General features: G+C 37.5%; 1 protein-coding gene. It reads left to right on the top strand.

Going from position 1 to position 296, the window contains the following annotated elements; translation table 11 throughout:
• Positions 1-92 precede the first annotated feature (92 nt).
• Positions 93-281: a sporulation YhaL family protein gene (locus V7137_RS11920; RefSeq protein ID WP_256358406.1), complete on the top strand. Its 189-nt coding sequence runs from the start codon at positions 93-95 to the stop codon at positions 279-281.
• Positions 282-296: the final 15 nt, after the last annotated feature.

Genomic DNA, 296 nt, shown 5'->3' with positions numbered 1-296 from the left:
TTTTTTTTTTTTTTCTCATCAGTTCATAATTTCATTTTTAACGAATATGATTTAGTAAAAGTGGACAACCATTATGAAAGGGGCAAGATATATTGACTATTCCTATTTGGGTATATGCTGTTGTGGTTGGTATTGTAATAAGTGCACTCATGGCGCTAAAAACGGGAAGAGAAGAGCGGCAGCTGGAGATGGAAGATATCGAGCAGGAAGGCGAAATCTATATGAAACGCCTTGAACGAGAAAGAGAAAAGCGAGAAGAACTTGGCGCAACAGGCGAATAAAAAAAGCGAAAAACA

It is taken from the genome of Neobacillus drentensis (assembly GCF_036962765.1).
Taxonomy (GTDB): domain Bacteria; phylum Bacillota; class Bacilli; order Bacillales; family Cytobacillaceae; genus Neobacillus; species Neobacillus drentensis_C.
This window is presented reverse-complemented; position numbering and strand designations above follow the sequence as displayed.